Annotated in this window: 26 protein-coding genes; 14 read left to right on the plus strand and 12 right to left on the minus strand. The window is 55.3% G+C overall.

The genetic code is table 11. The annotated features are described in order from the left end of the window. The first annotated feature begins 39 nt into the window (after positions 1-39). A complete protein-coding gene (gene polA / locus K0A93_09455) occupies positions 40-2,715 on the plus strand; it encodes a DNA polymerase I (protein MBW6512317.1) in 2,676 nt (891 codons plus the stop codon). A 65-nt stretch (positions 2,716-2,780) separates the two neighbouring features. Here the strand turns inward: polA and K0A93_09460 are convergent, their stop codons facing one another. After that, a complete protein-coding gene (locus K0A93_09460; protein MBW6512318.1) occupies positions 2,781-3,188 on the minus strand; it encodes a hypothetical protein in 408 nt (135 codons plus the stop codon). A gap of 238 nt (positions 3,189-3,426) precedes the next feature. Here K0A93_09460 and K0A93_09465 point away from each other — a divergent pair, with 238 nt between their 5' ends. Next, positions 3,427-3,942 carry a type II secretion system GspH family protein gene (locus tag K0A93_09465; GenBank protein ID MBW6512319.1) on the plus strand — a complete coding sequence of 172 codons (516 nt, stop codon included), beginning with the start codon at positions 3,427-3,429 and terminating at the stop codon, positions 3,940-3,942. A 51-nt stretch (positions 3,943-3,993) separates the two neighbouring features. Next, positions 3,994-4,539, plus strand: coding sequence for a YaeQ family protein (locus K0A93_09470; GenBank protein MBW6512320.1), 546 nt, complete (start codon positions 3,994-3,996; stop codon positions 4,537-4,539). A gap of 18 nt (positions 4,540-4,557) precedes the next feature. Here K0A93_09470 and K0A93_09475 read toward each other — a convergent pair whose 3' ends face one another. The 3 genes from K0A93_09475 to K0A93_09485 all read right to left on the minus strand — a co-directional run bounded on the left by K0A93_09475 (position 4,558) and on the right by K0A93_09485 (position 9,230). Next, positions 4,558-6,054: a response regulator gene (locus tag K0A93_09475; protein ID MBW6512321.1), complete on the minus strand. Its 1,497-nt coding sequence runs from the start codon at positions 6,052-6,054 to the stop codon at positions 4,558-4,560. Positions 6,055-6,152: 98 nt separating this feature from the next. Then, entirely contained in the window at positions 6,153-7,274 is a 1,122-nt protein-coding gene (ald, locus tag K0A93_09480) for an alanine dehydrogenase (protein ID MBW6512322.1), read from the minus strand. Between the two features lie 66 nt (positions 7,275-7,340). Next, complete coding sequence (locus K0A93_09485) at positions 7,341-9,230, minus strand: ATP-binding cassette domain-containing protein (protein ID MBW6512323.1); 1,890 nt, start codon at positions 9,228-9,230, stop codon at positions 7,341-7,343. A gap of 385 nt (positions 9,231-9,615) precedes the next feature. Between K0A93_09485 and K0A93_09490 the strand changes: the two genes are divergently transcribed. From K0A93_09490 to K0A93_09510, 5 genes are all read left to right on the plus strand, one after another. Next, positions 9,616-9,816, plus strand: a complete 201-nt coding sequence (locus K0A93_09490) for a cold-shock protein (GenBank protein ID MBW6512324.1) — start codon at positions 9,616-9,618, stop codon at positions 9,814-9,816. A gap of 166 nt (positions 9,817-9,982) precedes the next feature. After that, on the plus strand, positions 9,983-10,729 hold the full coding sequence (locus K0A93_09495; protein MBW6512325.1) for a DUF1847 domain-containing protein: 747 nt from the start codon (positions 9,983-9,985) through the stop codon (positions 10,727-10,729). Positions 10,730-10,790: 61 nt separating this feature from the next. Next, entirely contained in the window at positions 10,791-11,930 is a 1,140-nt protein-coding gene (locus K0A93_09500) for a metallophosphoesterase (protein MBW6512326.1), read from the plus strand. A 73-nt stretch (positions 11,931-12,003) separates the two neighbouring features. Next, entirely contained in the window at positions 12,004-12,384 is a 381-nt protein-coding gene (locus K0A93_09505; protein ID MBW6512327.1) for a response regulator, read from the plus strand. Between the two features lie 21 nt (positions 12,385-12,405). Next, positions 12,406-13,101, plus strand: coding sequence for an MgtC/SapB family protein (locus K0A93_09510; protein ID MBW6512328.1), 696 nt, complete (start codon positions 12,406-12,408; stop codon positions 13,099-13,101). Between the two features lie 6 nt (positions 13,102-13,107). Here K0A93_09510 and K0A93_09515 read toward each other — a convergent pair whose 3' ends face one another. The 8 genes from K0A93_09515 to K0A93_09550 all read right to left on the minus strand — a co-directional run bounded on the left by K0A93_09515 (position 13,108) and on the right by K0A93_09550 (position 20,226). Next, a complete protein-coding gene (locus K0A93_09515; protein MBW6512329.1) occupies positions 13,108-14,028 on the minus strand; it encodes a tRNA-dihydrouridine synthase family protein in 921 nt (306 codons plus the stop codon). Between the two features lie 48 nt (positions 14,029-14,076). Continuing rightward, positions 14,077-15,141 (minus strand): ribosome small subunit-dependent GTPase A, encoded by a 1,065-nt coding sequence (gene rsgA, locus K0A93_09520; GenBank protein ID MBW6512330.1) that lies wholly within the window; start codon positions 15,139-15,141, stop codon positions 14,077-14,079. A gap of 39 nt (positions 15,142-15,180) precedes the next feature. Continuing rightward, positions 15,181-17,097, minus strand: a complete 1,917-nt coding sequence (locus tag K0A93_09525) for a CBS domain-containing protein (protein ID MBW6512331.1) — start codon at positions 17,095-17,097, stop codon at positions 15,181-15,183. A 346-nt stretch (positions 17,098-17,443) separates the two neighbouring features. Beyond that, a complete protein-coding gene (locus K0A93_09530) occupies positions 17,444-17,605 on the minus strand; it encodes a hypothetical protein (GenBank protein MBW6512332.1) in 162 nt (53 codons plus the stop codon). 123 nt (positions 17,606-17,728) lie between these two features. Beyond that, the gene (locus K0A93_09535) at positions 17,729-17,929 is read right to left on the minus strand and encodes a cold-shock protein (GenBank protein ID MBW6512333.1); all 201 of its coding nucleotides are present in this window, start codon (positions 17,927-17,929) and stop codon (positions 17,729-17,731) included. 316 nt (positions 17,930-18,245) lie between these two features. Beyond that, entirely contained in the window at positions 18,246-18,461 is a 216-nt protein-coding gene (locus K0A93_09540) for a hypothetical protein (protein ID MBW6512334.1), read from the minus strand. Positions 18,462-19,613: 1,152 nt separating this feature from the next. Further along, positions 19,614-19,811 carry a hypothetical protein gene (locus tag K0A93_09545; protein MBW6512335.1) on the minus strand — a complete coding sequence of 66 codons (198 nt, stop codon included), beginning with the start codon at positions 19,809-19,811 and terminating at the stop codon, positions 19,614-19,616. Between the two features lie 97 nt (positions 19,812-19,908). Continuing rightward, positions 19,909-20,226: a cytochrome C gene (locus tag K0A93_09550; GenBank protein MBW6512336.1), complete on the minus strand. Its 318-nt coding sequence runs from the start codon at positions 20,224-20,226 to the stop codon at positions 19,909-19,911. A 211-nt stretch (positions 20,227-20,437) separates the two neighbouring features. Between K0A93_09550 and K0A93_09555 the strand changes: the two genes are divergently transcribed. From K0A93_09555 to K0A93_09580, 6 genes are all read left to right on the plus strand, one after another. After that, the gene (locus K0A93_09555; GenBank protein ID MBW6512337.1) at positions 20,438-20,908 is read left to right on the plus strand and encodes a TrkA family potassium uptake protein; all 471 of its coding nucleotides are present in this window, start codon (positions 20,438-20,440) and stop codon (positions 20,906-20,908) included. Further along, positions 20,905-21,573 carry an NAD-binding protein gene (locus K0A93_09560; protein MBW6512338.1) on the plus strand — a complete coding sequence of 223 codons (669 nt, stop codon included), beginning with the start codon at positions 20,905-20,907 and terminating at the stop codon, positions 21,571-21,573. Before K0A93_09555 ends, K0A93_09560 begins: the two co-directional genes overlap by 4 nt. Next, positions 21,570-23,078 (plus strand): TrkH family potassium uptake protein, encoded by a 1,509-nt coding sequence (locus tag K0A93_09565; protein MBW6512339.1) that lies wholly within the window; start codon positions 21,570-21,572, stop codon positions 23,076-23,078. The genes K0A93_09560 and K0A93_09565 overlap by 4 nt, the downstream gene beginning before the upstream one ends. A gap of 62 nt (positions 23,079-23,140) precedes the next feature. Continuing rightward, entirely contained in the window at positions 23,141-24,523 is a 1,383-nt protein-coding gene (locus K0A93_09570; GenBank protein ID MBW6512340.1) for a TrkH family potassium uptake protein, read from the plus strand. Between the two features lie 20 nt (positions 24,524-24,543). Then, entirely contained in the window at positions 24,544-25,200 is a 657-nt protein-coding gene (locus K0A93_09575; protein MBW6512341.1) for a TrkA family potassium uptake protein, read from the plus strand. Between the two features lie 137 nt (positions 25,201-25,337). After that, a complete protein-coding gene (locus K0A93_09580) occupies positions 25,338-25,721 on the plus strand; it encodes a response regulator (protein MBW6512342.1) in 384 nt (127 codons plus the stop codon). Positions 25,722-25,733 lie beyond the last annotated feature (12 nt).

A 25,733-nucleotide genomic window follows, 5' to 3' on the forward strand; every position in this document is an offset into this window, starting at 1 on the left:
GTGAAATAATGCCGGTCACCAATGACCTGAGAGGAATGCATGAGCGATACACCGCAACGTCTCTATCTGATCGACGGTTCCAGCTATATCTACCGGGCATTCTATGCCATTCGGCACCTGAGCAATTCGCGGGGGGAACCGACCAACGCCGTCTACGGGTTTACCAACATGCTCCTCAAGGTGGTGCGGGACGAGAAGCCGGACCTGCTGGCGGTGGTCTTCGACGCCAGGGGGCCGACCTTTCGCAAGGAGATCTATCCGGCGTACAAGGCCAATCGCGCTGCCACGCCGGACGATCTGATCCCGCAGCTGCCGCTGATCAGGGAGGTGGTGCGTGGCTTCAATATTCCTGCTTTGGAACGGGAAGGATTTGAGGCAGACGACATCATCGCCACCTTGGCGAAAAAATTTGCCGCAGACGGTTTTGACGTCATGATTGTGACCGGCGATAAAGATCTGATGCAGGTTGTGACCGATAAAATCCGTCTGCTGGACACGATGAAAGACAAAATTTCCGGTCTGGCTGAAGTGGCGGAACGCTTCGGTGGTTCCCCGGACAAGGTGGTCGAGGTGCAGGCGTTGGCGGGGGACAGTTCCGACAACGTGCCGGGAGTGCCGGGGATCGGTGAGAAGACGGCGGTCAAGCTGATTCAACAGTTCGGCTCGGTTGAGAATCTGCTCGCCAACCTCGACCAGCTGAAGGGGAAACAACGGGAGAATCTGGAGAACTTCAGTGCTCAGGCGTTGTTGTCAAAGCGGCTGGTAAAGCTGGTTGATGATGTCGATCTGCCCTATAATGCGGCTGACTTTACCCTCAGCGCTCCGGATCGCGAAGCGCTGACAACCCTCTTCAAGAAGTGTGAATTTCACAAGTTATTGGCAGAATTTTCAGCAGAAGAACGTGCCGGGAGTGAGGGACGTTATCGCGGGGTTCTGGATGAGACGGAGCTCGATCATCTGCTCGAAATCCTCGGCGCGGCAACAGAAATATGTTTCGACACCGAAACCACCGGCCTTGATCCGTTGCGCGCCGAGCTGGTCGGAATCTCCTTCGCCGTGAAACCGGGAGAGGCCTGGTACATTCCGCTCGGCCACCGTTACCTCGGGGTGCCGCAGCAACTTGACCGGATGCTGGTTCTGGAACGACTGCGCCCGTTGCTGGAAAATCCTGCCGTGCCAAAACTCGGCCAGAATATCAAGTTTGACGCGCTGGTTTTGGCCCGTGCCGGCATTGAACTGCGCGGGATCGCCTTCGACACCATGCTTGCTTCGTATGTCGCTCGACCGGCGGCGACGTCACATGGCATGGATGCCATGGCTTCGGAGCTGCTTGGCGTCAAGACGATTGCTTACACGGAGGTGGTAGGTAAAGGGAAACATCAGTGCGGTTTTGACGAGGTCGACATTGAAAAGGCGATTCCGTATGCCGCCGAGGATGCTGACATTACCCTGCGTCTGGCGGAAAAGTTGCGGCCGCTGGTGCGTGAGACGCAACAGGAAAAACTGCTCACGGAGATTGAGCTGCCCCTGGTTGTCGTCCTGATCGACATGGAACGCACCGGGGTGCGGATCGACCCGGACTTTCTCGGCACTCTGTCGGCACAGATGCAGAAGAAACTGGCACTTCTCGAAGGGGAGATTCATACGCTGGCCGGTGCCGTTTTTAATATCGGCTCCCCGAAACAGCTGGGTGAAATCCTCTTTGATAAACTGCAACTGGTAAAAGGGAAGAAGACCAAGACCGGCTGGTCGACCGACGTTGAGGTGTTGTCGAAACTGGCGGAGGATCATGAGATTGCTGCCAGGATCCTTGATTATCGTTCGCTGGCCAAGCTCAAAGGGACCTATACCGATGCCCTGCCGAAGTTGATCCACCCCGACAGCGGGCGTATTCACACGTCATTCAATCAGGCAGTCACCGCTACCGGGCGGCTGTCGTCGAGTGATCCGAATCTGCAAAATATCCCCATTCGTACCGAGGAGGGACGCCGTATTCGCGAAGCATTCATCCCCGCCGCAGGGAATTTACTCCTGGCCGCCGATTATTCGCAGGTCGAGTTGCGGATTCTGGCGCATTTTGCCGACGAACCGGTACTCAAGGAGAGTTTTGCCAAGGGGGAGGATATTCACACGCGAACCGCCAGCGAAATTTTCAACGTCTTCCCGGATATGGTCAATGCCGAGCAGCGACGGCGGGCCAAGACGATCAATTTTGGTGTCATTTACGGCATGAGTGCCTTCGGGTTGGCAAAATCACTCCATATTGGTCGCCGCGAGGCGCAGGAATTCATCGACCTCTATTTTGCCCGTTATGCCCGGATCAAGGATTTCATGGCAGCGTGTCTGATTGAGGCGCGCGAACATGCCTACGTCACAACACTCTACGGGCGACGCTGTGCGGTGCCGGAAATTCACTCCAGCAATCCCAATGTCCGTTCCTACGCGGAACGCAACGCTGTCAACTATCCGATTCAAGGGACCGCCGCCGATATTATCAAGATAGCGATGGTGCGGATCCACGCGCGCCTGGCGCGGCAGAGATTAAGGACGAAGATGGTGTTGCAGGTTCATGATGAGCTGGTTTTTGATGTGCCTGAAGGGGAGCTTGAGATTGTGCGCGACCTGGTTCGCGAGGAGATGGAAGGGGCGGCGCAGCTTTCAACACCGCTGGCGGTTGATATTGGTGTTGGCAACAACTGGCGTGAGGCGCATTAGCTCAGTCTTCCTTGCACGATGCAAATTTTGCACGGTGAGGTGCCCCCTTGAAACACTGGAAGAAGCTACAGGGACATGACAAATGTTTTATGTGCGTCGCGCTCGGGAAGTGCTTCCATGATGTTTTTTGCTTCGGTGTGGATTTCTTCAGGGACGACCAGATAGAAATAGATGTTGTTCTGCCTGGCGCAGCGGGACAATAAACGCAGCTGTTCGAGGGTCTTTTGCGAGCCGATTGTTTCAGCCAATTGCACCTCAAAGATGAAGCAATTGTCGTTCTTTTCCGCGTAAATGTCGGGCACAAGCGGTGCGCCGTCACTGTGGCGGATGGTGTCGCCAGGTTGCTCCATGTTGAATCCATTGAGATAACGCGTATGAATGTTATTATAACCGCGTTTCTGCAGATCTTGAACGAAACGATCAAGCAGCATATGATGTTGCTCGCGGGTTATGTCGGAACTTTGCGGAGTCATGGGTAATCTTTCCGGGGTCGGGTTGGTGTTGCTTCGCTGCTGAATACACTACTCAAAAGCACATAGTGTGCCATTCCATCCTGTATTTTCAGCCGGTTGTGCTGCGGCTTCCTTTCGTCATCCCGGCGCTGATAAACAGCGAACCAATGCTCCTGTCGATGTGTTACCTGGGGGGTGTTTTGTTCATCGGATTAACTCTGCATACGTAAGGGTATGTCAATATTTTGAGCTGTTGGCCATGAAAAAACAGCATTTTATTTATCTCCTCGCAAAAAATCAACGTGGATTCACGCTGCTCGCCGTGCTGGTCGCGGTGACGCTCATCGGTCTTTCCGTCGGCATGGCTGGCTCGACCTGGTCGTCGCTGGTGCAACGTTCGCGGGAAAAGGAGCTGTTCTGGCGCGGGGACCAGTATCGCAACGCGATCCGACAATATTACGAAAAGGGGCACGGCGGGGTCAGACTGTATCCACGGGAGTTGAAAGATCTGCTCAGGGATCCTCGCTCGCTTGAGGTGATGCGGCATATTCGCCAATTGTATAACGATCCGCTGACGGGCAAGGACTGGGAGTTAATCAGGGACCCAGGCGGGCGGATTCAGGGCGTGCGAAGCACCAGCGATCAAGAACCGTTTCGTCAGGACGGTTTTCCGGAGGAATATGCCACTTTCGCCGGAGCGAAAAGTTACCGTGACTGGAAATTTGAGTATAAGCCCGTAGTCGCTCCGAATGCGGTCCGGCAGGGGCAAAAATGAATTGAATTTTGCCTGGCCTCTTACCTGTTTTACCACTGAGAATTTTTCATCATGGCTCTGCCGCCAATAATTTACCGTGTCGCTATTGATCTTGCCGACAGCGATCGTGACCGTTACGTGGCGTTGCGCGCTACCGTTGCGCGCCATCCTTCCGAGACCGCCGAGCGCCTGATTGTGCGCCTTTTGGCCTATGCATGGTGTTACGAAGAAGGGCTGGTTTTCACCAAGGGAATCAGCTCCGGCGATGAGCCGGATCTGTGGGTGAAGGGTGTGGATGGACGAACTCAGTGCTGGATTGAAGTTGGGTTGCCCGAGGCTGAACGCCTGCTGAAAGCTGGACACCATGTTGAACGAGTGGTTCTGTTCGCTTACGGGAGTGGTCTGCGTCGCTGGAAAGAACGGCATTTACCGAAGTTGCCGCGCGCTGAAAATATTGTCTGTTATGGGGTGGATGACCCGTTTATTGCGGAACTTGTCCCCCGGCTGGAGCGTTCTTTCACCTGGGCCCTGACTGTTGCCGGGGGGGTCATCTACCTGGAGACAAACGGCGAAACATTCGCGACGGTGCTGACGCCACTATCTGCCGGGGGAGCTTGAGCGCTTCCCGGCAGGAGGTCACTTGCCGGTGCCGCGCGCCGCACCGGCAGTGCACGGGAAAAGCAGCCTGATCGTGGTGCCCTCCCCTTCCACGCTGTCGATCAGCAGTTCGCCATGGTGTTCCTTGATGATTTTATGAGCGATGCTCAGCCCGATGCCTGAACCGGCCCCTTCCGGGCGAGTGGTGAAGAAGGGCATCTTGAGGAGACCGATTTGCCTGGCCGGAATGCCTGATCCGTTGTCTTTGACCGCCAGTTCGATATAGTCCTTGCCGTTGACCTCCGTGCGGCGGGAGCTCAGCTCCAGAATTTTCGCATCGTCACGCTCTCCGTGGCGTTCATTCAACGCATAGCAGGCATTGTCAAAGAGGTTGAGCAGGACCTGCTGAATTGCCTGGCGGTTCATCTCGACCTCTTCCAGCGATGGGGGCACATTGCAGACGACGTGAATGCCGTCAATCTGTAGCCGTGGCTGGGCGATGACCAGCACATCCGAGATTACGTCACAGAGATTTTCAAAACTCATCCCGCGCTGGCGTCCACGCCAGGAGAAACTCAACAGCGAGTTTGCGATCCGCGCAACACGCTCACCTTCAAGGTTGATTTTGGACGCCAGTTCGTGGAGCGGATTGTCAGCTGTCAACTGGTTGAGCATGACCTGGCTGTAATTGATGATGCCGTTTAACGGGTTGTTGATTTCGTGAGCGATCCCGGCTGCCAGTTCACCGATGTGCACCAGCTGGTTAGCATAGGCCGCGTCAGCCTGGAGTTTGACCTTTTCGGTAATATCGTGTGCCAGGCAGAGGATTTTATCGAACCCGGCAAGATCGTTGCGTAGCGGAAAGACCCTTAGCCCCCAGATCGTCCCATCAGGATGGTGACTCATTCCGGTGAGCACTTTTCCTTCCTTGATGCAGCGCTGATTGATACAGGTGAGATCTTGTTCACACGCTCTCATCTGGCAGAGGGTGCTGCATGAAAGACCAATGATCTGGTCTTCCGACCGGTCAAAATAGCGCCTGGCACCCGCATTGACCCAGACTACTTCCATCTGCGTGTTGTAGATGATGATCGGGTCGGGAATGTTCTCAATGATCGCGGCACCCTCGTGAGGGGATATGGGGGTTAATGGTGACGTTTGTGCTCTATTGAGGATCGTTTTGACGCGATGTTTGATTAATTCAACCCGTAGTGGCTTGAACAGAAAATCAGCAACATCGAGTTCAAACGCACGCTGGATCGAGTCGGCATCTTCCAGTGCCGTCAATACGATGACAGGGGTGTGGGGCGTTGTCGCGGTGGAGCGAATATTTTGACAGACCTGGAAGCCGTCCATCACGGGCATGAAGAGATCGAGGATAACCAGATCGGGGTGAAATTTACCGAAGGCATCAAGTGCGGTGCTACCGTCGGAGGCTTCGATAACCTGGTATTCCGGGCAGGATAGTGCATCAATGAGCAGTTTTCGAATCAGCAGGTCGTCATCGACGACCAGGATTTTTTTCTGAAGAATCATCGCGGGATGCTTCCCTTGTATAAAGTTTATAGCGATAATGGCTAAAAATACGCAATTGTTATGCCGTCTTTTCGAGGGCTGAGGTTGGGTGCTGTGCGTCAGCTCCGGTTCAGGATCGCTTCGATCCCGGTGTGTGTCTGACCGAACGCCTCGGCAACGGCGGCACACGTCACCTGACCGTGCACGATATTGATTCCCGCTGCAATCCGGGCGTCGTTGCGCGCCGCAGCGCGCCAGCCCTGATCTGCCAGGGCAACGATATAAGGCAGGGTGGCGTTGGTCAGCGCTGGCGTCGCGGTGAGCGGCACTGCGCCAGGAAGATTGGCGACGCAGTAGTGGAGGATGCCGTCAACAATGAAGATCGGTTCTTCATGCGTCGTTGGCCGCGACGTTGCGAAGCACCCCCCTTGATCGATGGCGACATCGATCAGGACCGCGCCCGGTTGCAGCAGGGAGAGCATGTCTCTGGTTATCAGGTGTGGTGCTTTCGCCCCGCGGAGCAGGACGGCACCGATGATTGCATCGGCTTGACCAAGCAGGGCGCGGATTTGTGGCGGATTCGACAACAGCACGATACAATTTTTTGGCAGTGTTGCTGCGAGATAACGCAGCCGGTCAGCATCTGTTTCGAGCAGATAAACCTTCGCACCGAGACCACAGGCGATGCGGGCGGCCTCGGTGCCGACAGTGCCGCCGCCGAGGACGACGATGGTGGCGGGCATGACCCCGGCAACGCCACCAGGCAAAATACCGCGTCCCCCGGCCCCGCGTTCAAGGTATTTAGCCGCTTCCTGCGCGGCCATACGTCCGGCAACTTCGCTCATCGGCAGCAGAATCGGTAGCCCGCCACGATCATCACCAACAGTTTCGTAAGCGATACAGACGGCGCCACTGTCGATCATCGCCCGGGTTAAAGCTTCTGAAGCGGCGAAATGGAAAAAAGTAAAAAATATTTGGCCCGACCGAACAAGAGGATATTCACTCGGTTGCGGTTCCTTGACGCGTAAAATCATCTCAGCACGAAAGAAGATGTCAGGTGCCGTGGTGACGATCTTTGCACCGGCGTTTTGATAGGCCTCATCCGGGATCAAGCTCCCGTTCCCCGCACCTGCTTCGACCAGGAGTTGATGACCGCGAGCAACGAGCGCGGCGACTCCGAGCGGGGTTAGTGCGACCCGGTTTTCCCCTCGTTTGATCTCTTTCAACAGGCCGATAACCATCTGTCCTCCTTGAGTTTCCTCAATACTATAGCGCAAAAATGTGGAAATGTTGCCAATGCAGCTTCTTTATTCCACCAGCGCAGCAAGTTCTTCCCAGCGTGCGAAGGCATTTTCCAGCTCCCTGGTGACCGTTTCCAGCTGCGCTTTGAGTTCGGTCATTTGTGCTCCTGCCTCACGGTAGAAGTTCGGATCGGCCATCCGTTGATGCAGCTCGGCCTGTTTCGCTTCGAGGGCATCGATGTGTTGCGGCAGTCCCTCCAGCTCACCCTTTTCCTTGAAAGTCAGTTTGCGTTGCCGTTCGCGCGGCGGTTTTTCCTTCTTTTCTTTCATTGGAGGAGGGGCAGATTCAATCACCGGACGTTGGCGTACCCAGTCGTCATAATCGCCGACATATTCGACGACGCGGCCATCACCCTCAAAAGCGATTGTGCTGGTCACGACTTGATTAATAAATGCCCGGTCGTGACTGACCAGGAAAATCGTGCCGGGAAAATCAGCGAGCAGCTCTTCAAGCAGATCAAGGGTTTCCAGATCGAGATCGTTGGTCGGTTCGTCGAGAACCAGAATGTTGGCGGGACGCATGAATTGTTTGGCCAGCAACAAGCGGTTGCGCTCCCCGCCGGAAAGGATGCGCACCGGGGTGCGCGCGCGTTCAGGGGTAAAGAGAAAATCTTGCAGATAACCGATGACGTGCCGCGCTTGACCGCCGACCTGTACCGTATCCTGCTCACCGGCAAGGTTTTGCTGAACGGTTTTGTCGGGATCAAGCTGGTCGCGCAACTGGTCGATATAGACGATTTCATGATGTGTCCCGAGTTTGACCGTGCCGCTCAGTGGCTGAAGTTCGCCGATCAGCAGTTTGATCAAGGTCGTTTTGCCTGCGCCATTCGCTCCGATGATGCCGATCCGGTCACCGCGCAGGATAGTTGTCGAAAAATTACGAATCAACGGTTTATCTGTCGGAGCGCTGTTGTAACCAAAGGTGACATCGGTCAGTTCCGCGACCAGCTTGCCGCTGCGTTCTGTTTCCTGCACGCCGAGTCGCGCATTGCCGAGACGTTCGCGGCGTTTGCGCCGTTCATCGCGCATCTGTTTAAGAGCGCGCACGCGCCCCTCGTTGCGGGTGCGGCGGGCCTTGATCCCTTTACGAATCCAGATTTCTTCTTCCGCAAGTTTTTTGTCGAAGCGTTGCCACTCCAGTGTTTCGGCGTGAAGCTGCTCTTCCTTGCGGAGTAAAAAAGTTGGATAGTCACACGCAAAATCGTAGAGTCGACCGCGGTCAATTTCGATGATCCGGGTTGCCAGGGCGCGCAAAAAGGCGCGATCATGGGTGACAAAAATCAGGGTCAAACTTTCGCGTTTGAGAAAGTTCTCCAGCCAGTCGATCGAATCGATGTCGAGGTGGTTGGTCGGTTCGTCAAGGAGCAGGATGTCCGGTTCTCCGGCCAGCGCTCGCGCCAGCAGCGCCCGACGTGCCATGCCTCCGGAAAGGTGGGCGATTGGCGCATCGCCGTCCAGCTTGAGCTGAGAGAGGAGCTGCTCTATCCGCGGTTGCAGAGCCCATGCTGACATGCGGTCGAGATCATGCTGGATGTCGAGCAACCGGGGGAGCATCCCTTCGTTCCCCGCCTCAACGGCAACACTCAAGTGGCGATAACGACTCAACAGTCGGCCCGGCTCGCCAAGTCCAGCGGCGATTGCAGCATAGACACTGCCGGTCAGATCGCGTGGCACCTCTTGCGGCAGGGATGCAATTTGCAACCCCTGCTGACGCTCAATGGTTCCGGAGTCAGGGGGGAGCTCGGCGGCAATCAACTTGAGGAGCGTTGATTTGCCCATGCCGTTGCGCCCGAGCAGGCAGATGCGTTCACCCTTGTTGACTTGCAGCGAAATGTCGTGCAGCAGTGGTGGCCCGCCAAAGGCGAGAGACAGATTGCGGATGCTGAGCAGTGCCATGAGAGTTCGTGCCCCTTTATGAAAAAGGCGGCTAGTATGGCAGAAACCAAACGCTTTTAAAAGAGCAAGTTCCGGCGTTTGGATTGCACGCGCAACGCCGGATTACGGGGAATTGACTGTGTGCCGTCACAGTGAAGTTTTATAGCAAGGAAAACGGTTTCAATCACGCAGAAAAAAAATACTTGAATTTTTGTGGCAAACGAGGTTAAAAAGGTTCAACTGAAGACATTTGTATTTGTGGGCAGGGACATGGGTCGGGAGCAACTGACCTCTCTATGAAAAAGAGTCAAACCGCACCGACAAAGGGTCTGTGCGGTTTTTTGTTTTGGGTCCGGGCACGACCAAGCAGGACTCAAGCGTAGATGAAGTTGAAGGAGTAAAGAAAATGGCACAAGGTACAGTCAAATGGTTCAACGATTCGAAGGGTTTTGGTTTCATTGCTCAGGATGATGGTCCCGATGTCTTTGTTCATTTCTCGGCCATTGCCGGTGAAGGGTTCAAGTCTCTGGTGGAGGGTGAGCGCGTCACTTTTGATGTGCAGGATGGTCCCAAAGGCCCGCAGGCGGCGAACGTCCAAAAAGCATAGTCCGGTGTGAACAATCAGTAAAAGCCCCGCATTTTCGGATGCGGGGCTTTTTAATTTTACTTGCCTGACAACGCCGAGCATTATGCGGTGAACCTGACGCGCTTGTAACGACAGCATGCCTGGTTCATAATATCTTCAACGAGTTCCCGACAGGGAGGAGAATCTGATGCCCAATAAAACGAAGAACAAATTGATCTGCGCGGATTGCGCGGACGTCTGGAGTAAGCAGGGAAGTACCCATTGCTGGAGTCCTCCCGGCCAGGGCCCGGCGCGCCCAGGGTATTGCCCGTCCGGGAGCGAAACGGAGCTCATTGAGGCGGCGTTTCAAAAATACACCGGAGATGACTTTGATGCGCGGCTGGCGCGTGTTGCGGCGAAGGTGGAGGGGCTTTGCTATCAGCCGGTCCCCGGTTCCGACGCAGTGAATGCCCGCTGGACGCGGGTTGAAGATACCATTGCGCTGGCCAAGTTGATGGGCTTTTCGCGGATTGGCATCGGTACGTGTGTGGGCTTGCTTGATGAAACGCAGCGACTCACCGATATCCTCATTGCCCAGGGGTTTGAGGTGTTGTCGGTGTGCTGCAAGGCCGGAAGTATCGACAAACTGTCGCTCCAGCTGAAGGAGGAGGACAAGGTGCGTCCGGGGAGTTTTGAACCCGCCTGCAATCCAATCGCCCAGGCCGAGCTGCTCAACCAGGCGGGAACCGACATGAACATCATTGTCGGTCTTTGTGTCGGGCACGACATGCTGTTTAACAAATACTCTGACGCGCCAACCACCACCCTGGTGGTCAAGGATCGCGTCACCGGACATAACCCGGCTGCGGTACTTTACGGACAGAATTTTTATTACAAGCGATTGCAGAAAATGCCGGTGCTCACCGCCGCCGAAATTGACGAACATCGCAACTGATCTCTTGCGTTCCCCCTGAACGTCAGCGTCGATACGGGGGACAAGCTCTCTGGAATATGCCGTGCCCTGGTTTTTACTGGTTTTTTTGTTTATTTACTCCCTGATGCATCTGCTGGTGTTGCGTGGTATCCGACCGTTGCTGCCGCCAGGCTCGACCCGCTCGCGGCTCGTCGTTGGCTGGATGGTGGTGATGTTGTTTACACCGCTGATAACCTGGTTACTGGAACACGGCGGTTTTGAATCGGCCGCACGGCTTGCCGCCTGGCTCGGTTATATCTGGATGGGGCTGCTCTTTCTGGCGTTCAGCGCTTTTGCCGGATTGGGCATTGGCGAAATGATCTTGTTGGCGACGGCGCGCTTCAAGCCTGCTTTCGCTCAGGTTGACTTATGCAACAGGCACAGCGCGCGGCTGGTTTTGCTGATCACTGTCGTGATTGCGGGCTATGGCCTCTTTGAGGCTCGCGACCTGCGCGTTGAAACGATTCGTCTGAGCAGTCATAAACTCCCGGTTGCCGCCGCCACGATCCGCATCGCGCAAGTCTCCGACCTGCATCTGGGGTTGATCAATCGTGAAGCGGTTCTTCAACCGGTGATTGCGCGACTGCAATCGCTGCGTCCCGATCTGCTGGTGGTGACCGGTGATATGGTCGATGCCCGCATCAATCATCTCGATGGCCTGAGCGAGTTGTGGCGTTCCATCAACCCGCCTCTGGGCAAGTTTGCCGTGAACGGCAACCACGAAATGTATGCCGGACGCGAACAAAGCAGCGCTTTTTTAGAAAAGAGCGGCTTTACACTGTTGCGTCAACAGGCGGTTGCCGTCAATGAATATCTGACGGTTGTCGGCATTGATGATCCCGCGCTGCAAGCGCCGATCAACGCAGCGCAACTGTTGGCGAACCTCCCCGCAACACCGTATATCCTGTTCCTCAAACATCGCCCCGCGATCGATCCCGACACTCCCGGACGTTTCGATTTGCAACTTTCCGGGCATACACATCGGGGCCAGATTTTTCCTTTCAACCTGTTGACGGGGCTGGCCTACCCCCTCCAGGACGGGCTGACCGCCCTGGAGGCAGGGGGATATCTTTATGCCAGTCGCGGGACCGGTACCTGGGGACCACCGTTACGGTGGCTGTCGCCACCGGAAATATCACTTTTCGAAATCAGTTCAGGCGCGATTCTTCAGGATGGGGATTAATCCACTGCTTGCCTTCTCCGGGGATATCGGTTAATTTTATCTGGTTTTATGCTGCCGAAGAAAGGGATCGATGGTGATGGCCAGGCATATTGTTGTTATTGATGATGATCTTTTGTTGTTGACGATCGCCAAAGATTTTCTTACCGGTGCGGGGTTTCGTGTCTCAATCTCCGATACCACCGTTTACTCTAATGAGCTGATCTATGCGCAGGACCCTCCCGACTTGATTTTCCTCGATGTTGTTATGCCGTTGATGACCGGTGATCGCAAGGTCATGGCACTGAAGCGGCGCAAACAGAGTCGCGACATTCCGGTGATTCTGATTTCGACCAAACCGGAGGAGGAGTTGCGGGCACTGGCGCTACAAGCGGGGGCTGACGGCTATCTGCAAAAGCCTTTTACCCCCGAAAGCCTGGTCGCCAAAGTCCATGAATATCTACCTCCGGTGAGCTAGTACCACTTGAAAGGGACTGTCGTGCCATTTCTGTCGACATTCGATGTAGAAATTCTGTTGCGCCTGGGAAGCGCGGTCCTTGTCGGGGCGCTCCTTGGCTACGAACGTGAACGCAGCGGACGCAGTGCCGGCCTGCGTACCAACTTGTTGGTCTGCGTCGGTGCGGCGCTGATGATGATTGTTTCCGAACATTACTATCTCAAGTATGCTGGCCTTGGCAGCGAAAGTGTCCTGCGGATCGATCCTGCCAGAGTAGCGGCACAGATCATTACCGGTATCGGTTTTCTCGGAGCGGGGGTGATCATCAAGGAAAAGCAGAATGTTCGTGGCCTGACAACGGCGGCAACTTTGTGGGTAGGGGCCGGGATCGGTATGGCCTGCGGTGCGGGACTTTATCAGCTGGCCTTCAGTGGCGCCCTGATCTCACTGTTGACCCTGGCCATTCTGAAAAACCTGAGCCGCCATCTTGCCATTGACCATTACTACTCGGTTACGGTGGTTTGCGATCCGCCGTTGGGCGCGGCCACGACGGCGCTGGAGGCGTTCTTCTCTGAACGTCAGATCAGTGTGCTTAAGGTTGGTTTTGCTCAGGATCGGTCGGTCGGCACCACAACGATCGATTACCACATTCGTTGCAAACGATATTCCTGCGATCTGCTGGAACTGGCGCAAAAGATTACAGCATTTGACTTTGTTCAACAGACCAGGGTGCGCTGAGCTGTTTCAGCGGCGCAGCGCGTCGACCTGGCGCAGAAATTCGCTGCTCGTCCGGCAGCGTTTCAACATTTTGAAGTCCTCAATGAATTCCCTGTCATCAAGACATAAAAACACATTTTTAATCCGATCGAGAACTTGTTTCTCGCCACAGTACAACTGCTGGTAGCGTTCAAATAACTGGCGCAGATAACCACGCAGCTGGTCAGCCCGTTCCTGCGCTGAGGCAATATCCGCTGTTTCCCCGCGCAACCGAGCAAACAGCCAGGGGTCGGCAATAGCCCCGCGACCAAGCATCAAGCCGGTCGCGCCGGTTTCTGCAAGGATGCGCCGCCCGTTTGCGGCGGTGCGGATATCACCGTTGGTGATCACCGGAATGGAGGTTCGGCGCACCACCTCGGCAGTCAGGCCGTGGTCCGCCGCACCGCTGTACTGCTGCACAACGGTGCGCGGATGCAGCACCAGAAAATCCAGAGCACTGCGTTCGAAGAGGGGCAACAGGTCAAAAATCTGTTCCGGTCGATCGTAGCCGGCGCGGACCTTGACCGAAAACGTTCCGGCGATGACTTCGCGCAAGGCGGGCAGGATTTCATTCAGCAGCTCGGGGCGTTGCAACATCTTGCCGCCGGTCAGCCCGCTGGTCATGCGCCCGTAAGGACAGCCGAGATTGAGATTGAGATGTACCGCCCCGGCCTGTTGTGCCGCTTGGGCAGCACTGACGAGTGTCTCGCGGCCATGACCGATCAGTTGCACGACCAGGGGAATACCGTTCTCCTGAGCACAGATTGCATTCAAATCACCCTTTTTGATCTGCTTGCGTTCCGTCGGCCCGACCCGGATGAATTCGGTAAAAAGGGTATCGGGAGCATACTGCTCCGCAAACAGGGCACGCAGTGCACGATTGGTGAGCCCTTGCATCGGCGCGAGCATCAGTGGTGTTTTATCGATCGACCAGGGGAGTTTTTGGATCGGCATGGTTCAGTAGCGGCTGCGCTCGTCAAGTTTGGCCGCCATCGATTTTTTGTAGGATTTTCCAAAATCCTTTTTGCGACGGTGTTTGTCAACCAATGTTTCAGCGTTGCGATCCTGCTCGTTCAGCAGCTTCAGGTAATTACTCAGTCGGCGCGGATCGAGTTCATTCGCGTCAACCGCCAGCTGCACCGCACAACCGGGGTCCCCTTGGTGGCGACAGTCGCTGAATCGACAGCGCCGAGCAACCTGCGCGATTTCTGCAAAGAGGGAGGCGATGCCATTTTCACAATCACCAAGTTGCAGCTCGCGCATGCCGGGACTGTCAAGGAGCAGCCCTCCGCCGGGGAGCAGATGGAGGGTGCGAGCGGTGGTGGTGTGACGCCCCCTGGAGTCATCTGCGCGGATTGCCGCGGTTTCCTGCACTGTTTCGGCAAGCAAGGTATTGATCAGGGTTGATTTGCCGACGCCGGAAGAGCCGACCAGCGCCACGGTACGGCCAACACCGCACCAGCGACGAAGAATGTCTGCCGAAGCGGGGTCTTTGCTGTTGATCGTCTCGACCAGCAAGCCGGGTCGCAACTGGCGCGCCTGAATGACGAATGCCGAGGGATCATCGATCAGATCAACCTTGGTCAGGACCATGACCGGTTCGACTCCGGCTTCCAGCGCCAGCGCCAGATAACGTTCCAGGCGTGAAGGGTTAAAATCGCGATTGCACGAGGAAACGATAAAGAGGGTGTCGACATTTGCTGCCAGCAGTTGCACCCGCGTATCCTGACCGGCGGCGTTGCGACAGAAGACGCTTTTGCGGTCGAGCAGTCGAGCGGGCTGGCCATCGCTGCCCAGCAACAGCCAGTCACCGACGGTCGGACGATCCTCGGGGGGGAGGGTTTTCCACCGACCTGGCAGCGAGAGCAGACGTCGTTCCGCCGCCCCGACGACATCGACACTATTTCCCTGGGCGGCGAAGACGCGCACGGGGACAGTCTCTGCCAGTTCCTGGCGAGTTAGCTGTTGCTGAAAAAAATGGTCCCAGCCGAGTGTCGACAGGGATGGGTGTGGTTCAGGCATGGCGGGATATTATCATTATCAAGGGAGAAAAGAGCAAATTTACCCCATCTGGCCGCGACCGAAATGGCGCTTGGTTGAATCCTGCAATTTGCTGACGGCGTGAAGCGCTTCCTTGAGCAGATCCTGCTCCGGTTTCGACAGCGCGTAGGGGTCGAGGAAGTGGGTCGGGATTTTGCCTTCCTGTGCCAGTGTAATTTCATTGCGCAGACGCAGAAAGTTGAGGGCTTCGAGCGCCGCGCGGATGTGTTCGGCCGTTTCCGGGGCGAACACATTGCGCTTTACCAGTGCCGTCAGTCGATCAAGGGTGGTCAACTCAGTCAGTTCGTGCTCAAGGGCAAACATGCGCACGCAGTCGACGATATAGATACTTCCTCCCTGCTTCACAGAAATATGCCCTTTGTGTTTTTCTGTTTTATCGAGAATAAATCTCCCCAACAGACCGATGGGGACCTTGAAGCTCAGGTCGAGCGACATCATGTGGAAAAGAAACGCCGGAAATTGACGAATGGTCAGATTGACGATCGTTCGCAGGTCCGTGACCAGCTTGCTGTCTCCGGCCAGGACGGTGAAATCAAAGAAAATCGATGAGTTTCTCACCCGCTGCGGTTCCGGAGCGTTTACCCACTTGTGGATCCGGTTGTGCCAGTCGCTGATTCGCCCGCGCCATTCGGGGTTGTTGGCCATGACTTCGCCATTACATAAGGGATAGCCGACCTTTTCCAGCGCAGTGACAAGCTTGTCAGCGAAAGGAACGAAGAAGGCGTCGATCTCCGCCATGCGTTCGTCCGGGACATCCTCGTAGATAAAGGCATTGTCCTGATCCGGTCCGAGGAGCATTTCGCGACGTCCGCCACTGCCCATGATCATGAAGGCGAAGCGGATGTCAGGCTGCTGGTAGCCCTCGGCAAGCATTTCAGCATGGCACAGGTCGTAGACACGGCGGATGATACCGTGGTGGATATAGGAGATTATTTCCAGCACTTCCGGAGTACTGCGGGTTTCCAACAGCAGTCCTTGGGCAACGGTAGCGATTTCGATTTTAATGTGCGCCAGCGTGGCAATGTCATTGGTTTCGTTGATCGCGCCGACCAACAGCATCGCTTTTTGACTGCGAAAGCGCATCAGATCGCGCTGGGTGACGATGCCGACGATTTCATCGCGGTCTACGATCGGCAGATATTTAATGCGGTGACCGATCATGTATGACATGGCTTCATACATAAAGCTGTCCGGGGGCATTGAATAAATGTGCTCACTCATCAACTCGTGAGCCTGAATCGTCTTGCGGTCGATTTTTTCGGTTGCAATCACTTTAACGATCAGATCACGTTCGGTGACAATCCCGATCGGGGCGTTGTATTCGTCAACCACCACCACCGAGCCAACATTTTTTTGCACCATTTGTATGGCAATCTGTTCACCGGTGGTACCGGAACCACACGTTTCGACCGGGGCCGACATGATCTCCGAGAGGCGCTTCTGAAACGGAAAGGCCTCCATCTGGGTGAGTGCTTTACGGCTGTGTTCTGTGACGATATCGGAGTAAAGGTTCTTGACGCGCGAGAGAACCATGCGGGTGAAGTAGTCGCGCAGTTGTGGATGGTTCTTGCTGACCTGCTGGAGAATGCTTTCAGGGATCAGATAACACTCGGTCGCCTTCACGGTGCGGGCGCCGCCGGTATAGGGCTCGCCGGTAAAAATGGGCGTGCCACCGAAAATGTCGCCTTCACGCCGGTAATCGACGACCATGTCCCCACCTCCGGGAGTATGGACGATGACTTCGACCAACCCCCCTTTGATAACGTAAAGAAACCCGGTCGGTTTGGCGTTCTGGCTGAAGATGTTGATCCCTTTGGGGAAAACCTCCAGTTGTGCGGCTGCGCGTATCTGTGCAAACACCTCTTGCGGAAGCTGGTTGAATGGTTCGGTCTCTTGAAGTTGCTTGATAACACTCATGTGCGTCGCCATTGATCCAGGAAAATTTTGGGCGAGAAGCTGTTTGCAGCAGCCCGGAAATCTGCGTAAAAGATACCATTAATCCTGAATATATTCAAATTCTTTCAAGATAGGAAAGTATCGGTAAAACGACGTTATGTGATTAATGGTAGATGATAACACGACTGTGATCGGTTTGGTAGTGGGAAATCGGCGGTGTGGTGGGCGGATTGCTTTCCCTTCGCGGGGAACATTCGCCCCTTTTTGGTGCAAGGGTCCTGCTCCGCCATGCGGTCACGGTTGTTTCAGGAAAGACAACGGATTGTGCCGATGTTGACAATAAGCAAGGAGGGTGGAAAAGTTCTGGTTACTCTTTTTCCTGTTCGGTGACGGGAGATTCGCTGGCAGCCAGTTCAGCATCCTCGATAATGCTGTCTTCGACTTTGCGCATTTTCTTTTCTTCTTTTTTGGCCTTTTTAGCAATCTCTTTCTGACGTTTTTCAAAACCATAGTTGGGTTTTCTTGCCATGTGATAATCCCTTTCAGGTGGAAAGTTTCCAGAGTTTGGCGTTGTGAACGGGGTGGGGCGGGGCAAGTAAAAAAGAGCCCCACGAAAATCCGTGGGGCTCTTTTTACATATATGCGAAATCTCTTAGATTTTGCGCACGTTGGCCGACTGCGGACCTTTTTGACCTTGAGTGACATCAAAAGTCACGCGGTCTCCCTCAACGAGAGATTTGAAGCCATCGCCTTGGATTTCGGAAAAATGAACGAACACATCGGGTCCATTGTCCTGCTCGATAAAACCAAAACCTTTTGCGTCGTTAAACCACTTTACTGTACCTTCTGCCATCTTTTTTCTCCACGTTCTCTTTTTGAGAACTTTTTTTGTTGTGCAGACGCCGACCGCCCAAAATGAAAAACACACACCCAGCCGGGTCTGTGTTTTGGGTCCAAACTGACACCTTGTCAGTCTGATGGGCGACAAAAAATCTACACAAACTTACTTTGATTGGTCTTTCTACCATGAGTGGTTACAGAAAAGCAAGATAAAAATGAGCGGCTATTTCCTGTTTGGATTTCGGATCTGGTCTTGTTCGCCATTTGACCTCCCCTTATATTTTCACAAAGCTGGTCGTCGGGTTACGCTTCGCTAACCCGACGACGATTTACACCACAAAGCTCCCCGGTTCTACCTCCCGTACCTGCCCCAGCGCTGCCAAAGTTTCGAGCAACTCACCAACCTTGTCGGCGCGGGCGCGCTGGAAGGTGCGGGCGAGGGTTTCGGCGGTGATCGGGGCGGCGGCGCTGGCGAGGGCGGCGCGGACGGCTTGCACCTGCTCGGGAAGGGTTTTGGGCCAGAGAAGTTTGGCTTTGGGGGCGATTTTAACGGCCTCTTCGCCGAGGTTAAAGTCGTCTTGAATGGTGATCTGAGCGCCGTGTGGCTGCTGGTATTCGGGACGCAGCCAGCGGATCAGGCCTTGCTCTTCTTCTCGTGCGCGTTCGCGGTTGAGGGCGACGACCTTTTCGAGGATTTCGGCGTCGTTGAGGGTGGCGGGCCAGCCGTAGGCGGCAAAGACGGCGGCGTCGAGTTCGTCGTGAAGCTGCTTGAGGATGGCGACCAACCCTTGTTCGTGGATCGTTTTTTCTTTGGCGGTTAAAATCCCCCCCCACCCCCCTTTGTCAAAGGGGGGTGGGGGGGGGATTTCGGTCTCCCGCAACTTCTCCAGCACGTTGTACATGCCGGTCAGGGTCAGGTCGGGATGCAAGCCCTGCTGGCGTTTGCGGTGGGCGTCGAGCTGCTCGGCGAGGTTGCGGATGGTCTGCTTTTGCTCGTCGCTGGCGGCGGGGAACAGGAAGGGTTCAAAGCAGCGAGTCTTGTTGTAGCGGGGATCGTTGCCGACACCCAGATTTCCTCCAGCCGCCAGTGCCCAAACGACGTGGATGTGGCTGGAAAGAACGCCGAGGTGAAAGGTGTCATCGCTGGCGATGCAAACAAGACCTTGGTCGGGAAGTACGAAACTGTCAAGAAACGTGAAAATACGGTGCTTGGCGGTAAGAATTGTTGCAATGAAACGATTGAGCCCGACAAAGCTTTCACGCATTCGCGGTTGGTTCTCACCGAGTTGCCACCAATTTTCCCGGTAAGTTGCGCGAGAGTTCTGGTCACGTTCCGGCTTAACTCGTTCCATGACCCACTGAAAGACCTCGGGAAAAAGCTTTCTAGCCTCATTTGCACCGAGACCGAACAGGTCAATTACCATCACCCCACGCGACGTGGCGGTTAGATCTCGCCCGTTCAGGTAGGGGCGAATGTGGGCTTCCAAGCCGGGAATGCGACCAAGACCGCGTTGCTTGCCCTCTTCTGGTGTTACAACGAAACCTGTCCCGATCAGCTGTATTCCACGGTTTTCAATCTCTGCGTTTGCCAGTAATGGCTCACAGCCAACTACATTTGCCCCCGCCGTCAGATCCGCATGCAGAATCCCCCGCTGCGTGGACAGTTCGACAAAAACTCCTTCCCCGTCTCCTCCCCGCTAATCGGTCACCGTGACCAGAGTTCCCACGTCTTCATTCCGCGCCACTCGCCCGACGGTCATGGCAATGCGTACCGCCGCATCGACCCAGGGATGATCGAGGATGGCGAAGGCGATTTGTAGGGGCACCCCTTGCGGGTGCCCATCGGCAAGGCGGGCACCCGCAAGGGGTGCCCCTACAAGGTGCTGTTCGATCACCTTCCACAGACCATGCCGGGTTCACCGACCACAGGATAAGGTCGCGGCTCGTTCCTCGCGCACTCTACCCGTTGTCGTTCGAAACGCAGGTGCCGGTCTAACGTTTATGACATTTGATGCAGTTGCCCTTGGCGTTGAAAGCGCGCTCGCCGTTGTGGCAGATGCCGCAGAGCTTGCCGGCATAAATGGCGTCCATCTTGATCTCGACCGTTCCCTGTTTCATTTTCGGGAAGGTGTCCTTGTTATGACATTCCGTGCAGCCTTTAGCGACAGCGTTGTGCTGTTTGCCGTCGAAGATGACTTTTCCCATAGCACTTTTGGTGAATTCGAGTTGGCGACCGGCGGGAACAGCACAGGCCAACGCCACAGAGAAGATAACGATGGTCAGGGTCAGGATTATTGATTTCAGCGGCATGATAGTCTCCCTTTGACAAAGTGTGGGTGAATGTTTCAGCGCTACATCATACTTGTGACCGGCAGGTTTTGCAACAGGGAAACGATTGCATCGACCGCGATCGGAGCACGCTGCGCACCCTTATCTGTCCGGAATAATTACCGACATCGATTGACACACCCATAAAGCGTGCTTCAACTTGTAGTACAGCTTTATGGTGGAGGTCCGGTCGATGAACATTCAACAGCCTGCTACGGATAAACTGGCAACGCGCTCAGGACGATCAGGCGACAACATCGTCATTGTCGGCTGCGGTCGGCTGGGCGCGATGCTGGCCAGTCATTTCAGTCAGCACGGCAGCCGCGTTGTGGTGATCGATCGCGACCCTGCTGCTTTTGTGCTCCTTGATGCCGGGTTCAGTGGTTTTCAGGTCTCCGGTGACGCGGTCGAACATGATGTGCTGCGCGCAGCCGGTTTGGACGTGGCCAGTTGTCTGCTGGCAGTGACGGAGAAGGACACACTCAACTTGATGGTCGCCCAGGTGGGCAGAACCGTTTTTGATGTGCCTCAAGTCATCGCCCGGGTCTACGATCCGAAGCACGAAACTCTCTATCGCCGCCTCGGCATCGAAACGATCAGTCCGACCAGCTTGACCGCGCGCGAATTTCTGCACCTGGTCAAAGAGCACAGCGAGGTGTCATGAGGGTCATTCTGGTCGGCGGCGGGCGCATTCTTTACTACCTGGCCCGGCAATTTTCCCGCAAACAGTTTGCCGTGCAGATCGTCACCACGTCGCCTGAAGAGGCACGCGAACTCTCGCAGCGTCTCAATCAACCGGTTCTGGTTGGTGACGCCACCGATCCGGGTATCCTCGAGGGGGCCGGTGCCTGGCGAGCCGATGTAGTCCTGGCACTGACACCGAACGACGAGGATAATCTGGTCGTGTGCCAGATTGCCAGTCAGATATATCAGGTTCCGCGCACCATCGCTTTGGTCAATGACCCGGAAAACGAAGAGGTTTTCCGCCAGCTCAAGGTGTCTGTCGCTATTTCCACGACCCGGATTATGTCGGTTATTCTCGAAGAACAGGCGGGGTTCGAAGAGATCGGAAAATTGATTTCGGTCGCCGAGGGACACGTTTCTGTTGCCGAAATTGTGCTGCGTGAAGATTCGCCCGCAGCCGGGGAGACCATCATGTCGCTCACTCTGCCGGGGGAGGTGCTCATCGGCGGGATTATTCGCTCCGGAAAGGTGTTGATCCCCAAGGGGGAGAGTCAGCTGCATGGGGGCGACCGGTTGATCCTCATTGCCACGGAAGAGAGCATGGATAAAGCGGTGCGCAGCCTGGTCGGAGACGATGCCAAATGAACGACCTGCGCTACCGGAACTACCTGCGCGGGCGCTATCGCACCCTGTGCGGCTATAGCGGTTATCTCTTCATCCTGCTGGGCCTGATCATTCTTACGCCCCTCCTGTTGCTCGGTTGCTACCCCGCCGAAATGTGGCTGGTGCCGGGCTTTCTGCTCCCCGGATGCAGCCTGGTCCTTTGCGGGACGCTACTTTACGTCGCGTTTCGCCCTCAGCCAGATGCCGTCGTTACGCATGCCGATGGCGCTGTTGTCGTAATGATCACCTGGTGCACGGCGATTATCGGCGGTGCCGTGCCTTTTGTCTGGGCCGGTCATGATGTCACGCATGCCGTGTTTGAATCGACCAGCGGTTGGACGACTACCGGACTTTCCGTTGTCGATGTGCGCAGTACCTCGCTGCTGCTGTTGTTTTTTCGCAGTCTCATGCAGCTGAGCGGTGGTGCCGGTCTGGCCATTCTGATGCTGAGTGCCATTACCGGTCCGGCAGGTGTGGTTTTAAGTATGGCGGAGGGGCGTTCGGAACAGCTGGTTCCACAGGTGCGGCAATCGGCCCGGTTGGTGTTGATCCTCTATAGCGTTTATCTGCTGGGGGGGATTGTGGCCCTCAAACTTGCCGGGATGAACTGGTTTGATGCGGTTAACCATGCCTGTTGCGCGGTTTCCACGGGAGGGTTTTCAACGCAAATCGAGTCGATCCGCTTCTGGAACAGTCCCGTGATCGAGGCGATCATCATGGTGTTGATGGTCTTCGGGGCGACGAATTTTATGACCGGATATGCCCTCTGGCGGGGGCGGTGGTGGGCCGTGCTGCGCAACGGTGAAGTGCGCATGACTGCGGGGCTGATCCTGTTGACCGGCGGAATCCTGCTGTGCGGCGTCCTGCTGCAGGCCGATCAGCCGCTGCGGGTTGCAATTTTTCAGGCGGTCAGTGCGCTCACTACCACCGGCTATGCGACGACCGGGTTTGAGGGCTGGAACAGCCTTGGCTGGCTGGTCCTCATTGTGCTGATGTTGATCGGGGGTGGCACCGGCTCAACGGCGGGCGGGATCAAGCAGCACCGTCTTTATCTGCTGTTCAAGGGGATCAGAAAAGAGTTCCACGAAATCTTTCTGCCGCCTGGAAGCTGTTCCGAACAAAGGGTCTGGATCGGTGACAGTCAGCGTTTTCTCTCGGCAAGAACCTTGAGCAAAGCGGTCATGTACATCGCTCTTTATCTCCTCACCTGGTTGGCCGGCGGCTGTGCTCTGGCGGCTTACGGATATCCCCTGGCAGACAGCCTGTTCGAGTTTGCCAGTGCGCTCGGTACGGTCGGTCTTTCTGTCGGGGTGACATCGCCGACAGCTCCTGACGGGCTGTTGTGGGTGCAGATTGCCGGCATGCTGCTCGGTCGACTGGAGTTTTTTGTTCTTTTCCGGGGCGTCATCAAGCTATGGCGAGACTTGCCAAATTTGTTAACCAGGCGTACGCTGGGCGACCTGAAAAATCAGGTTGAAGTTGATTAGCTTTTTGCTTAGTAACCAGCACCCGTTCGGTTGTGTCATGCAGTGAAGGGTTTATTGGCAACATGCAGAGTTTTGCGCTGCTGGGCAGGTTGAAAAAATTTTCCCCTGCCCAGGCTTTAATCTTCTATTATGCTACCTCCATTCTGGTCGGGGCGATCCTGCTGGCAACCCCGGCAGCGACCAACGGCGATCCGTTGATCTTTCTCGATGCCCTGTTCACCGCCACCTCGGCGCAGTGCGTCACCGGCCTGATTGTAGTCGATACCGGCACGCGGCTCAGCCTGTTTGGACAAAGCGTCGTTCTGTTGCTGATCCAGATCGGCGGGCTGGGGATCATGACCTTTTCGGTTTACCTGTTTATCTATCTGCGGGTTGGCGTCAGTGCGCGGGGACGCTGGATTATCAATGAGACGTTGATGCCTTCGCCGATCAGCTCCTGGCGGGAACTGATCAGGGATATTATTGTGCTGACGCTGGTGATCGAGGCGGTCGGAGCGCTGCTGCTGTCCTCGACCTTTATCCCGCAACTCGGTTTCTGGCCGGGGCTTTACAGTGCCACCTTTCATTCGATTTCGGCATTTTGCAACGCCGGTTTTTCACTTTTTTCTGACAGTCTGGTGGGTTATCGCGCCAACGGTCTGGTCAACGCGACGATCATGGTGCTGATTATCCTGGGGGGGATCGGTTTTCTGGTTATTCGGGAACTGCTCCAGGTGGGACAGGCGCGAATAAATGGAAAAACAAAAAAAATTAAATTCTCCCTTCACACCAGAATTGTTCTGGTGACGACGACTTTTTTGATCGTCTATGGCGCGATCGTCATCGGCGCGCTTGAAGCGGACAATGCCTTGGCCGGGATGTCTGTTGCGGAAGGGAGCTGGACGGCACTGTTCCAGTCGGTGACAGCCAGAACCGCCGGGTTCAATACGATTGACCTCAGCGCTTTTCGGGTGCCGACGCTGTTTTTGATAATTTTTCTGATGTTTATCGGCGCGTCTCCCGGTTCCGCTGGCGGGGGGGTGAAGACGACCAGCCTGGCGTTGTTCTTTGCGATTTTTTACAGCCGCCTCAAAGGTAATCCGCACACCAGTCTGTTTCGGCGCACCCTTCCCGACGACGCCATCACCAAAGCACTGGCCCTGGTGATTCTGGCGATTATCCTGGTCGCCCTGGCGTTGTTCGGTTTATTGATTGTCCAGGCGCCCGATCTGGCTCACGAGGGGCAGCGGGAATTTTTAAATTACCTGTTTGAAACATTTTCGGCGTTCGGTACGGTTGGTCTGTCGATCGGGGCGACCGCCAAGTTGAATGCAGCGGGCAAGATCATTATCATTCTGTTGATGTTTGTTGGCAGGGTCGGCTTGTTGACCATGGCCTTTGCCATCGCCGGACGCACCCAACGTTTCGCGCCGCGCTATGCAGAAGAAAACATCATGATCGGCTGAAATTGAGAAGGATAGCGACGATGAAGAAAAAGTTTTGTGTGATCGGCCTGGGTAACTTTGGTTTCCATGTGGTCGAAACGCTCAACGCGGATGGCCACGAGGTGGTGGCCATCGACTCCGACAAAGATAAGGTGCAGGGGGTCAAGGATATCTGCGCCTATGCGATTCTCGGTGAGGCGGCGAACAAGGAGTTTCTGGCTGCGCAAGGGGTCCACGAGATGGATGCTGTGGTCGTGTCCACCGGTGACCGCTCCCACCTGTCGACGCTGATTACCCTTTATCTCAAAGAACTCAAGGTGAAGCGTATTTTCGTCAAGGCCCTCAACGAGGACCATGGCAGAATCCTCGAACGGGTCGGGGCAACCGATGTCATCTATCCCGAAAAAGATATGGCGCAACGGATCGCGCACACCATGTCCAGCCCCAATGTTCTGGAGTTTATTCCGCTGGCGGAAGAATATTCCCTGTCAGAAACTGAACCGCCACCACAATTTATCGGCAAGACCCTGGTCGAACTGGATCTGCGCAAAAAATTTGAGGTTACCGTTATCGCTATCAAGGATGTTTTGACCGATCGATTCATCCCCGCCCCCCCTCCGACCTATATGATCAAGGGGAGTGATGTCCTGATTTTAATCGGCAAGACAAATGATGTGGACAAGGCGCTGGCCAAATAATTTCCGCCGGGCAACCATTACGAGCGATGTACTTTTTTACTTTCACTTGTTGATGTTCCTGCGGCGTGATAGATTGATGTCGCTATTTTGGTAAATAGTATATTTTTTCTCCCTAACCGTCAGCGAGTCCACCCTTGATGAAAAGAATCCTGATCGTTGATGACAGCCCCACGGTTCTGGCGCAACTGACCGGCGATTTTGAAAATGAGTATGAGGTTGTAACGGCCCTGTCCGGCGAAGAAGCGATTGAAATCCTGGAAGAACCGGTTCGCGACGATATTTGCTTCAGCAACCTCTTCGACCTGGTTATTACTGATCTCAACATGCCGGGGATGGATGGCTTTGAAGTTGCTGCCTACGTGCGTGATAAAAACCGGCAGAACCGTTTTACTCCGGTGATCATGCTGACTTCCGAGAAGATCACCAAGGAGGAGGCCCGCCGTCATGGTTGCGCCGCCTACATCTCCAAGGCTGACAAGCCACGGTTGCTGGGGATGGTGCGGATCTTGTTGTCGGCCTGATCTTACCGAAAA

It is taken from the genome of Desulfuromonadaceae bacterium (assembly GCA_019429445.1).
In the GTDB taxonomy this organism is placed as follows: domain Bacteria; phylum Desulfobacterota; class Desulfuromonadia; order Desulfuromonadales; family JAHYIW01; genus JAHYIW01.

Excerpts from the sequence above, each read along its gene's own strand:
- polA (MBW6512317.1), top strand. The coding sequence starts at position 40 with ATGAGCGATACACCGCAACGTCTCTATCTGATCGACGGTTCCAGCTAT.
- K0A93_09460 (MBW6512318.1), bottom strand. The coding sequence starts at position 3,188 with ATGACTCCGCAAAGTTCCGACATAACCCGCGAGCAACATCATATGCTG.
- K0A93_09465 (MBW6512319.1), top strand. The coding sequence starts at position 3,427 with ATGAAAAAACAGCATTTTATTTATCTCCTCGCAAAAAATCAACGTGGA.
- K0A93_09470 (MBW6512320.1), top strand. The coding sequence starts at position 3,994 with ATGGCTCTGCCGCCAATAATTTACCGTGTCGCTATTGATCTTGCCGAC.
- K0A93_09475 (MBW6512321.1), bottom strand. The coding sequence starts at position 6,054 with ATGATTCTTCAGAAAAAAATCCTGGTCGTCGATGACGACCTGCTGATT.
- ald (MBW6512322.1), bottom strand. The coding sequence starts at position 7,274 with ATGGTTATCGGCCTGTTGAAAGAGATCAAACGAGGGGAAAACCGGGTC.
- K0A93_09485 (MBW6512323.1), bottom strand. The coding sequence starts at position 9,230 with ATGGCACTGCTCAGCATCCGCAATCTGTCTCTCGCCTTTGGCGGGCCA.
- K0A93_09490 (MBW6512324.1), top strand. The coding sequence starts at position 9,616 with ATGGCACAAGGTACAGTCAAATGGTTCAACGATTCGAAGGGTTTTGGT.
- K0A93_09495 (MBW6512325.1), top strand. The coding sequence starts at position 9,983 with ATGCCCAATAAAACGAAGAACAAATTGATCTGCGCGGATTGCGCGGAC.
- K0A93_09515 (MBW6512329.1), bottom strand. The coding sequence starts at position 14,028 with ATGCTCGCGCCGATGCAAGGGCTCACCAATCGTGCACTGCGTGCCCTG.
- rsgA (MBW6512330.1), bottom strand. The coding sequence starts at position 15,141 with ATGCCTGAACCACACCCATCCCTGTCGACACTCGGCTGGGACCATTTT.
- K0A93_09525 (MBW6512331.1), bottom strand. The coding sequence starts at position 17,097 with ATGAGTGTTATCAAGCAACTTCAAGAGACCGAACCATTCAACCAGCTT.
- K0A93_09530 (MBW6512332.1), bottom strand. The coding sequence starts at position 17,605 with ATGGCAAGAAAACCCAACTATGGTTTTGAAAAACGTCAGAAAGAGATT.
- K0A93_09535 (MBW6512333.1), bottom strand. The coding sequence starts at position 17,929 with ATGGCAGAAGGTACAGTAAAGTGGTTTAACGACGCAAAAGGTTTTGGT.
- K0A93_09550 (MBW6512336.1), bottom strand. The coding sequence starts at position 20,226 with ATGCCGCTGAAATCAATAATCCTGACCCTGACCATCGTTATCTTCTCT.
- K0A93_09555 (MBW6512337.1), top strand. The coding sequence starts at position 20,438 with ATGAACATTCAACAGCCTGCTACGGATAAACTGGCAACGCGCTCAGGA.
- K0A93_09560 (MBW6512338.1), top strand. The coding sequence starts at position 20,905 with ATGAGGGTCATTCTGGTCGGCGGCGGGCGCATTCTTTACTACCTGGCC.
- K0A93_09565 (MBW6512339.1), top strand. The coding sequence starts at position 21,570 with ATGAACGACCTGCGCTACCGGAACTACCTGCGCGGGCGCTATCGCACC.
- K0A93_09570 (MBW6512340.1), top strand. The coding sequence starts at position 23,141 with ATGCAGAGTTTTGCGCTGCTGGGCAGGTTGAAAAAATTTTCCCCTGCC.
- K0A93_09575 (MBW6512341.1), top strand. The coding sequence starts at position 24,544 with ATGAAGAAAAAGTTTTGTGTGATCGGCCTGGGTAACTTTGGTTTCCAT.
- K0A93_09580 (MBW6512342.1), top strand. The coding sequence starts at position 25,338 with ATGAAAAGAATCCTGATCGTTGATGACAGCCCCACGGTTCTGGCGCAA.